The organism is Methylophaga sp. UBA1464 (assembly GCF_002325665.1).
Classification (GTDB): Bacteria; Pseudomonadota; Gammaproteobacteria; order Nitrosococcales; family Methylophagaceae; genus Methylophaga.
The window spans coordinates 5,747-5,956 of the sequence record NZ_DCSO01000105.1; positions in this window are offsets into that span (position 1 = coordinate 5,747).

Below are 210 nucleotides of genomic sequence, written 5' to 3' on the forward strand. Positions count from 1 at the left end.
TAAGCAACGATAACCTATCGCAACTGGAGTTTGGCTTACGAGACATGCTGGAAAATCAGTCCAGATAAAATAAAAGCACCCCTGAAGGGGTGCTTTATCATGAAACATAAATCAATCATGATACAAACCATGAATGATTTAGAAAGATTTTGAAACACTGAAAGTAAAGATATTGTCGACCAAATCTTTATCACCAGCGAAGTCTTCACC